This is a genomic window from Spiroplasma attinicola (genome assembly GCF_023509825.1).
Classification (GTDB): domain Bacteria; phylum Bacillota_I; class Bacilli_A; order Mycoplasmatales; family VBWQ01; genus Spiroplasma_D; species Spiroplasma_D attinicola.
Genome location: NZ_JAKQXY010000001.1, coordinates 622,712 through 632,388, shown reverse-complemented (window position 1 = coordinate 632,388; position 9,677 = coordinate 622,712). Strand labels below are relative to the sequence as shown.

11 protein-coding genes and 1 tRNA gene are annotated in these 9,677 nt (G+C 25.5%); all 12 read right to left on the bottom strand.

Annotated features, from left to right (window positions below):
* Positions 1 to 827 (bottom strand): hypothetical protein (locus tag LT335_RS03120; protein WP_249728593.1); only part of this gene is annotated, 827 nt, incomplete at its 3' end.
* A gap of 177 nt (positions 828 to 1,004) precedes the next feature.
* Positions 1,005 to 1,145: a hypothetical protein gene (locus tag LT335_RS03115; protein WP_249728592.1), complete on the bottom strand. Its 141-nt coding sequence runs from the start codon at positions 1,143 to 1,145 to the stop codon at positions 1,005 to 1,007.
* 37 nt (positions 1,146 to 1,182) lie between these two features.
* Positions 1,183 to 1,443 carry a hypothetical protein gene (locus tag LT335_RS03110; protein WP_249728589.1) on the bottom strand — a complete coding sequence of 87 codons (261 nt, stop codon included), beginning with the start codon at positions 1,441 to 1,443 and terminating at the stop codon, positions 1,183 to 1,185.
* Between the two features lie 50 nt (positions 1,444 to 1,493).
* Entirely contained in the window at positions 1,494 to 2,087 is a 594-nt protein-coding gene (gene yihA / locus LT335_RS03105; RefSeq protein ID WP_249728587.1) for a ribosome biogenesis GTP-binding protein YihA/YsxC, read from the bottom strand.
* Between the two features lie 318 nt (positions 2,088 to 2,405).
* Positions 2,406 to 3,017: a hypothetical protein gene (locus tag LT335_RS03100; protein WP_249728586.1), complete on the bottom strand. Its 612-nt coding sequence runs from the start codon at positions 3,015 to 3,017 to the stop codon at positions 2,406 to 2,408.
* Between the two features lie 30 nt (positions 3,018 to 3,047).
* Positions 3,048 to 3,677 carry a nucleoside/nucleotide kinase family protein gene (locus LT335_RS03095; RefSeq protein WP_249728584.1) on the bottom strand — a complete coding sequence of 210 codons (630 nt, stop codon included), beginning with the start codon at positions 3,675 to 3,677 and terminating at the stop codon, positions 3,048 to 3,050.
* A 145-nt stretch (positions 3,678 to 3,822) separates the two neighbouring features.
* On the bottom strand, positions 3,823 to 6,201 hold the full coding sequence (lon, locus tag LT335_RS03090; RefSeq protein WP_249728582.1) for an endopeptidase La: 2,379 nt from the start codon (positions 6,199 to 6,201) through the stop codon (positions 3,823 to 3,825).
* A gap of 193 nt (positions 6,202 to 6,394) precedes the next feature.
* The gene (gene tig / locus LT335_RS03085; protein WP_249728580.1) at positions 6,395 to 7,783 is read right to left on the bottom strand and encodes a trigger factor; all 1,389 of its coding nucleotides are present in this window, start codon (positions 7,781 to 7,783) and stop codon (positions 6,395 to 6,397) included.
* Position 7,784: 1 nt separating this feature from the next.
* Positions 7,785 to 7,931: a hypothetical protein gene (locus tag LT335_RS03080; protein ID WP_249728578.1), complete on the bottom strand. Its 147-nt coding sequence runs from the start codon at positions 7,929 to 7,931 to the stop codon at positions 7,785 to 7,787.
* A 15-nt stretch (positions 7,932 to 7,946) separates the two neighbouring features.
* Positions 7,947 to 8,714, bottom strand: a complete 768-nt coding sequence (locus tag LT335_RS03075) for a DUF3196 family protein (RefSeq protein ID WP_249728576.1) — start codon at positions 8,712 to 8,714, stop codon at positions 7,947 to 7,949.
* Between the two features lie 33 nt (positions 8,715 to 8,747).
* Positions 8,748 to 8,823 (bottom strand) — tRNA-Arg (locus LT335_RS03070).
* A gap of 69 nt (positions 8,824 to 8,892) precedes the next feature.
* On the bottom strand, positions 8,893 to 9,672 hold the full coding sequence (locus tag LT335_RS03065) for a hypothetical protein (protein ID WP_249728575.1): 780 nt from the start codon (positions 9,670 to 9,672) through the stop codon (positions 8,893 to 8,895).
* Positions 9,673 to 9,677 lie beyond the last annotated feature (5 nt).

The following is a 9,677-nucleotide window of genomic DNA, read 5'->3' as shown; positions in this document are numbered from 1 at the left end:
GCACTAGTAGTACCATCTTTTAAAGTAACTTGAAAACCAACAGTTAAAAGTGGAACATCTTTGCCATTAAACTGCATAGTTTCTGGTGCTCATAATTCACCATTATCTAATTTCTCTGCAACACTTTTATAATCAGGATAACGATAACGATCAACATTATTGTTTCAATCACTTGGTTGACCAGTAATTGTAAATTTCTCAATATTCTTAGCAAAATTTGGATTAAATGCTTTTAATAAACTAAAAGCTTTATCACTTAAAGCATCTAACAATGCTTTTTGTTGATTTAAACTATTACTAATACTAGTTCATTCTTCTGCTGTAAATAAAACCGTTTGGCCTGGTCCATCAATTGGAATATCTTGATGAATAAATTGATTAATTACATCTACTGCTTCATCAGCATCTTTAGGGATAATAGTTGAAATAGTTACATTAACTTCACCAATATACTTACCTGTTGCATTAGCAACAATCGTATAAGAGCCAAGTTTATCATAATCTGAAGCATTAAATGATCCGGCTTTAAATGTTACATTATTTTGTAAATCTGAATATTTTTCTTTATTTTGTTCTAAGAAAGCTGTCAAAGCAGTTTCTTCTGTTGTATCACTTGCTACTTCTGTAACAAGATCACTTAGATCATTTAAATTAATTTGTTGAATTGGTGTTGGAGTAATTGAATTGTGTGAAGTATTTAGTCCTACTCCTAAACCAACAGCTAAACCAATTCCAATTACCATTAATGCAACAGCATAAAGTTTTCAACTTTTATATAAAGGTTTTTTTTGTTTTTCTGATTCTAAAAAATTTTTATTATTTTCCATTTTTGTCTCCTTTCTTTTAGTTTTTTAAGAAATAACAATTAATTATATCAAATTTTTTTTATAATGCAATAAAAATTTGATATAATTTATAATCTATATTTTTTTTAGCAATATATATGGATGAAATATTTAATTTATTTTAACCTTACGACATAAAATAAAAAAAGTAATTTAAATCTAAACTACTTTTTTTTGTTCTTGAGATATTTTCTTTTCTTGTTGTTGCTTATATTTTTTCTTCAAATATTTAATTAATAGTATTATTCCGACAAGAATGGCAAATCCTGCTAATACCGCAATCATAATTACAAAACTCATTATTATATTTCCGTATACTTTTCTTTAGTTTGATTTTCTAATTAACTTTTTTCATTTTATGTTTTTTACCATTTTTGTGCTTTTGACTTTTTGCTGGTTTAGTGAATAAATGATACTTCTTTTCGAAATAAATTAATGAGAAAATAGTTCCAATAACTGGTAAAGCAATTGAAAATAAAATAATTCCTCAACGATTATTTGCTTCACATAAATTAAAAGCTTGAAAATTAAGAACTAGTAATAAAATAAAACCACAAAAAATTGCTACTGTTATTAATGAAACTGCTGATTCTGTCATATTTTTACCTCTTATCTTCTTATTAAAATTATAACAAATATTAATTTAGATTAATTAGTTAAATTTTTTTCAAAAACTGCTAAAACATCAGAAATTCCAATCTTTTTAAAACTTGAAAATAAAATTAATGATGTTGTTATTGGTAAACTTAAAGTTGTTAATAATAACTTTTTTTGTTTTTGATATTGATTTTTACTTACTTTGTCAACTTTTGTTGCAACAAAATAAGTTTTTACGCCAATATCACTTAAATATTGCCACATTAATAAATCATCTTTAGTTGGAGCATGACGAAAATCTAATAATAAAAATATCGCTTTAAGATTTTCTCTTGTTGATAAATACGTTTCAATCATTGGAGCAAATTGTTCTTGTTTTGCTTTGCTAATTCTAGCAAAACCATAACCAGGAACATCAACAAAACGAAATTGATCATTATTAATTGTAAAAAAATTTAATACTTGCGTTTTACCAGGAGTTTGTGAAACCCTTGCTAAATTCTTTTGATTAACTAAGGTATTAATAAAACTTGATTTACCAACATTACTACGACCAAGAAAACAAAATTCTGGAAGATAATCATTTGGCCATTGGTTTTTTTGAACTGCACTAGTCAAAAATTTTGCTTGTTTAATTTCTAACATTTTTTTCACCATTAAAATTTAATAAAACTACTGATAATCAGCAATTAAAGATTTTTTTACTCTTTATTTCTGTTTCTGTTAATACTTTGTATTTGCAACTAAAATTGCTATCATTCATTATAAATAATTCATAACATAATTACTTAAGAAAAATTAAACCTTCACTATTGTAATCCTAACAACTAGGATTTTTATTTTTTCATTCAAAATTATCATTAATTAATAAGTAAATAATAACATAATTATCTTTTGTTTCTTGAATTAAAAAAGACCTTTACGGCCTTTTCTGTTATTTATTTTAATTAAATTTATTTAATACTAAAAATCGCTAAAACAAAAAATTGGTTCATGTTCAGACTTATCAACAGTTAAACTTGATTTTTTACTTGATTGTTGATAACTCTTATCTTGTGCTTCTAGAATTGTTTCTGTTTCTGGAGTTATCGGATTTAAATCATAGTTAACTGGTTTTGCAATTTTTTCTTCAAAATAAAATAAATTTAAGCGTTCAAATCGTTTTAATGCTTGTTGATATGCATTACTATCTTTTTTTGAAATATTTATTCTCGCTTTTTTAATTTCTAAATCATCAAGTGAAAAATTAATAAAATCATCTAATACTTTTAAATTTTCTGAAGCTTCAGAAAATTTATTAAAAATTTCATCAATTAATTTAGATTCAGCAGCAACAGTAATTGAACTACAATCTTTAAAAGTATCACATATTCTTGTTAATAAAAAATCTTGGCATTTTTCTGCTTGTTCTTTTATCTTTCTACTTCATTTTAAAGTAGTAAATTTATATACTCTTGTCGTACTAATAAATAAATCAAAAGTAACTAGATTAGTATCATTAATATTTGTTGTTCTAATTTTTAAAAATGATTTTAAAAATAATTTATACAATTGTTTTTTTTCTTCATCATCCATGATTAGCCTCCTTAGATTTAATTAAAAATTTTATTCTAACTCTAATTCTTTTGATTTTTGATCTGACGAATGTTCCAGTGACATTTCTTTTGTTTCTTTAATAATTATTGATTTAATTTTTGCAATTGTTTCATTTAATTTATTTTCATGATTAGTTACTGAATATCAATATGAATTAATTCAATTGCGACTATCATCAAATTTTGATAATCTTTCAGATAAGGCATTAGTATTACCTTTATCACGATAAGTTAAATGGTCTTTTAATTGTTCTTTTGATTCAGGTAAAACTTTAATAACAAGTGCTTTTTCTTTAAGTTGTTGATGAAAACTTTCAGCATCTTTAAAGCCACCAACAAATAAAGGAATTTTCTTTTCATTTGTTCATTTTTCAATTTCCTTTTTTTCTAAACCATAAAATTTTCCAGCAAAACGAACACTAAAAGCTAACTCATTTTTTCTTAATTTATCAGCATAAGTTTTATAATTAACAAAATAATAATCTTCTCCTTCAATTTCATTTTCTCTCATATCTCTAGTTGTTATTGTTACAACTTTTTTAAGATTCAATTCTTCATCTTGTAAAAGATTTTTGACAATTGAAGTTTTGCCAACCCCACTTGGTCCAGCTAAAATGATTAATTCAATCAATTTTGACATCTTTATTCTCCCTTAATATATTTTTTATTATAAAAAAAATAAGTCACAAAAATAGAATGTTCTACCTTTGTAACTTACTTACTCTTTACTAATTATAAATGATAAATTTTAAATTTATCAAAATATTTTTGGTTTTTATCAAATTTTATTTTGAACTAGCAATTGCTTCTGCTTCCATTGCTTCTTGTTTAACTTTAACTTTATTTTGTCTGAAAACAAAATCATAAACTTCACTATATAATTCAACAGGAATAAGTTTCAATTTCTTTTGCACTTCTTCTGGAATATCTTCCAAGTCTTTTAAGTTAGCTTTTGGAATTAAAATTGTTTTTAAACCACTACGATTAGCAGAAATTGATTTTTCTCGCAAACCACCAATTGGTAAAACATGACCACGAAGAGTAATTTCTCCTGTCATTCCAATATCTTTTGACACTGGTTTATTTGCTAAGGCAGAAATGATTGCTGTTGTTAAAGTAATTCCAGCACTTGGCCCATCTTTTGGCACGGCACCTTCCGGTACATGAATATGCACATCATTTTCAGCAAAAATTTGTGGATCAATTTCAAATAAATTACTATTAGCTTTAATATAATCTAAGGCAATTGTCGCTGATTCTTTCATGACATCACCTAATTTTCCTGTTAATACTAAACTACCTTTACCTTTAAAGAAATTAACTTCAATTGGTAAAATGTCGCCACCAAATTGAGTATATGCTAAACCAGTTACAACACCAACTTGTGAAACATCTTCTTTTTTAGTGAAATCAAAAATTGGTTTACCTAAATAATCTTTAACATTTGCACTTGTCAATTCAACTGAACTAACTTCTTTATTTAAGTATTGAACAATAAACTTTCTAGCAATTTTATTAAACAATCTTTCTAATTCTCTAACTCCTGATTCGCGAGTATAGTATTTAATAATTTCTTCAACAGCATCACTCTTGTATTTAATTAACTTATTAGTTAAACCAGTCATATTATGAACTCTTGGTAATAAATATTGTTTTGCAATTTCTAATTTTTCTAATTCAGTATATGAAGATAATTCAATAATTTCCATTCGATCTTTTAATGGTTCAGGAATTCCTTCAATATAATTAGCGGTTGCAATAAACATTACTTTTGATAAATCATAATTTTCCTCAATATAATGATCAGAGAAATTAGCATTTTGTTCTGGATCTAATACTTCTAACATTGCACTTGAAGGATCACCACGATAATCAGATGCCATTTTATCAATTTCATCTAATAAGAATACTGGATTCATAACTTTGGCTTTTTTCATTCCTTGAATAATTCTTCCCGGCATCGCACCAATATAAGTTTTTCTGTGACCACGAATTTCTGATTCATCTTTAACACCACCAAGAGAAACTTTAACAAAAGAGCGATCCATTGATTCAGCAATTGATTTTGCTAAAGAAGTTTTACCAACACCTGGTGGACCAACTAAACAAATAATTTGTCCTGGTAATGATTTAGACATTTTTTGTACTGCTAAATATTCAATAATTCTTTCTTTAACTTTATTTAGTCCATAATGATATTTATCAAGAACTTTTTGAACATTTTTTAAATCATAATCTTTTTCTTTGTCTTTTTGATATCATGGTAAGTTCATCATTCAATCAATATAAGTTCGTAAAATATTAGCTTCACTTGATGCTTGTGGCATTTCATCACAACGAGCAATTTCTTCTTTAATTCGTTCTTTAATATTTTCTGGAAATGGTTCAGAATCAAGACGTTCTAAATAACGATTTAATTCATTTGATTTACCATCAATTTCGCCTAATTCTTCTTTAATTGCTCTTAACTTTTCTCGTAAATAATATTCTTTTTGTTGTTCATCAATTCGGTCTTTAATTTTATTTGTTAATTCTTTTTCAATAACTCCCGCTTGTTTTTGACCACTAATATCTTTAACTAATAAATCTAAACGTTTTTCAACATTAGGTTCAACTAAAAGTTGTTGACGTTTTTCAACTGTCAAGTATGGTAAATATTGTGACATTTTATCAATAATTTCAACTGCTTTCATGCCATCAGTAATTTGACTAATTACTTCTTGAGGAATTGAACCATGAACATCTAAAATATATTGTAAGTTATTAACAATTGATTGAATTAAATCTTCTTCTAATTCACGATTAATTACTTCTTTTTCATAAACTTCAGCATCAGCACTATAAAAATTATTATCTTTTAAATTAGTAATTTTAACTCTTTCTTTTCCAAAAAAAACTACTCTCAATGTATCATCAGGAAAAGTTTTCTTAATTGTAATATTACATAATGTTCCGACATGATAAATTTCACTAAGTTTTGGATTATCAATTTTTGAATCTTTTTGTGAAAGCACAACAATTTGCCCATTAAATTTATCCTTTGCTTCATTAATTGCAGCAATTGATTTTGCTCGTCCAATGTCTAATTCCATTTCAACACTTGGGAAAACAAAATTTCCTAATGTTACTAAAACCGGAATATTAGTAATTTTTTTTGTCTTCATATAATTTCACCTCAAATAAATGATTTTTCTTAGTTTTAATTATAATACAAAACATTAGCACTTACAAATATTAACTGCTAAATTTAGTAAAATATTTTCTAACACTTATATTTTATATTATTTTTTAGAAAAATAGGTTTTAACCCTTTTTCAAAAAAAATGCTCTTAACATTTATAGTTAAAAGCATTTTCATTAATTTTCTGGTTTTGATGAGTTTGATTTTTTAGCACTTGCTGATGATTTTGCTTTTTTAATTTCTGGTTCTTGTTTTGCAACAATACCATTATTATTTCATAATCAATCTAATGTTTTATTACGGCGAACATTACTAATAATAGCTGTTAAATCTGTCATAGTTTTTTTAATTTCTTCAACTGAAATATTAAATTGTAAACTAATATTATTTAGATATTGATCAATTTCTGATTGTGATGCAGTAATTTTTTCAGCTTTAGCAATTTCTTCAGTTAGAATATAAGTTTGTAATTCTCAAAGAGCATCTTTTTGTGCTTCTTTACGAATATCTTGTTCGCTAACTTTAGTCATCTTTTGATATTCTTCAAAAGAAAGATTTTGTTGCTTTAACTGAGTTTTAAAATCATTAATTAAACGATCAGTTTCCTTATCAATTAATGAATTAGGAACAATGACAACTGTTGATTTTAAAATTTCATTAAACAATTGATTTAAAAATTGATCTTTTACTGACTTACTTTTTTGTTCTGCCAATTGTGTTTTAATATAATCTAATAATTCTTGATAAGTATTAATATTTGGAATATTAATATCTTTAACTAATTCATCATTACTTTCAGTTGGAATTTTAATTTTGATTTCTTTTAAATGAATCGTAAACTCTGCTTCTTGACCAGCTAAAGTTTCAACTTGATAATCTTTCGGAAAAGTTACTTTAATTGTTTTAGTTTCCTTTGGTTTCATACCAATCATTTGGTCTTCAAAACCTGGAATAAATTGTTTTGAACCAATTTCTAATTGTGTATCTTTACCTTGATTACCTGGGAATTCTTGACCATTTAAAACACCTTTGAAATCAAAAATTGCAATGTCTCCAGCAACTAAATTTCCTTTTTCTTTTGGACTAAAAATTGCAAAACGATCTTTTAATAAACTCACTTGTTGATCAATTTCATCTTCAGTAACGGTAATTTCTGGTTTTTTAATATCAAAGTCACGATATTGTGCTAATTTAACTTCTAAAGGTAAATCAAAATTAAAAGTTAATTGACATAATTCTTTTGACAATTGTGTAACTTCCACACCAGGTTTATTAGTTACTTTAACATCTAAATCTTTTTGATCTAAACCATATTGGTAAGCAATTTTAATTGCTAAATTGCCAGCATTTCTTAAAATTTCATCAGCTTTAATATGTTTTTTGGCAATATTAGCTGGTACTTTACCTTTTCTAAATCCTGGTACTTGTAAATTAGCAAGTAAATTATTTTCAGAATTTGACAAAATTTTTGTTCAATCATCACCACTAATAGTAATAATTCACTGTCCTAATCCCTCAACAGGAATTTTCTTTGTTATTAATTCAATATTTTTGTATTCTTTCATTTTAACCTTCCTTATTTATTTCGGTATTTTGATACAATGCCAAGGGCACTGCAATTGCAGTAACCATAGCACCTAAAGCAATGATGCTAATAGTCACAATGTAAGAAATTTCTAATATTTTCTTTGTTTTAGCTTTCATAGTTTTCATAAAGTTTTATTGCTCCTAAGAAATTTTATGCATTTTTAAATCTGTTAAATATTTTTTAATTACAGTTGAAGTAGAATGAAACATTCGAGCACTTAATAATAATGTTACTCTAATAAATTGCAAACTGCAAGCACGAATATAAATTGCTGCTGCAATCGCATTAATATGTTTTAAACTTGGCACTGAGGGCATTAAACTTTCACAATAACTATTCAACAAATAATAACAAATTTGAAAAAGCCCTGGATTATCAATATAAACAATTTTTTCTAATAATTGGTTAACTTGTTGATAAACTTTTCAATCATATCAAGCAAGTAATTTAACTGGATTAATAACAAAATTATCATGAGTTTTTATAACTTGAAATTCTTGATTAATATTTTGATTTTTTAATAAAATTAATAAACTTGTTTTATTAATATTTGTAATATTAGGATTTAATAAATAATTAGTAATTACTGGTAAAATTAATCGGACATTATAGTTTTGCAAAAAATAAAATGCTGTTGCATGTTGTTCTTGTTTTGTTCAATCATTTAAAATTTTAGTAATCTTTTCTAAAGTTCAAAAATTAGTAACAACATCAGAGTCATTTTTTTCTTGATTAAGATTAAAAACAATCTCATCATGAAGTTTCTGTAATTGATCTTGATATTGTTGGGGTATATAAGCAACTTGTAATTCTTCTTTAACAAGATCAAAAGCTTGAGAAAGTTTTTCTTCTGTAATGAGATGATTAATTTTAACAATAATTGTTTGATAATAATCGTTATTATCCATTATTAAAGCCTCATTAATTTTTTAAAAATAAAATGGCGCCCACGACAAGACTCGAACTTGTGACCCCCGGCTTAGAAGGCCGATGCTCTATCCACTGAGCTACGTGGGCGTTTAACACCATTAAATAATATCGTTTTTAATTAAAAAAAGCAATAAATTAATTGCTTTTTTCTTTGCTTTATTTTGTTTTTTGCTTTTTCTGACTTAACTTTTTAATACTATAAAAGTATATAAAATTAAAACCAATAAAACCAATATAGACAAGAATAAAAAATATTGCCATTATGATTATATTTAATTGATTATTACTTATATGAGGAAGAACATTGTGATCTGGAAAACCTGGCAAATAAGGATAAACTAATATTAATGGCATTGATTTTAAACTTGGAACAGTTGAATAAACTATTAATCTTAACGCAAGATAAAATGTATAAGCTAAAGGATAAATTAAATATAATCAAAATGACTTATGATAATACTCTTTAGCTGTCATTTTCATTGGAGTTACATGAGTTAAAGTATAAAAAATCATTGAAGCAGGCACTATGACATGAAAAAATATTGCTCCAAGGATTACTCCAAATTTAAAAGTTTCAGTAGTTTTAAAGACTGATAAAACTGCTACTGGAATAATAATAATTAAAAAAGTACAACATGTTACAGTAATATAACATGTAATTGCTAATTTAACATTTTGATTGTCAATGATTTTATTTGGTTTATTATGATAAATCGCAGCGAATAAAAAATAAACGCCAACAATAATATTACTTTGATAAGTAAAATAACTAATAAAATTACCCTGAAATAATCAATATGAAAAAGGATAATCAGTTGTTCTTGTTCATCTTTGTAAAATCATGTGATATAGATAAACACCCACAATTGCGCCAAGAATTGCTGTAGCAGCAATAACTTTATAATAAAATCATGGATCTTTTCATTTGTTAATCATACAAA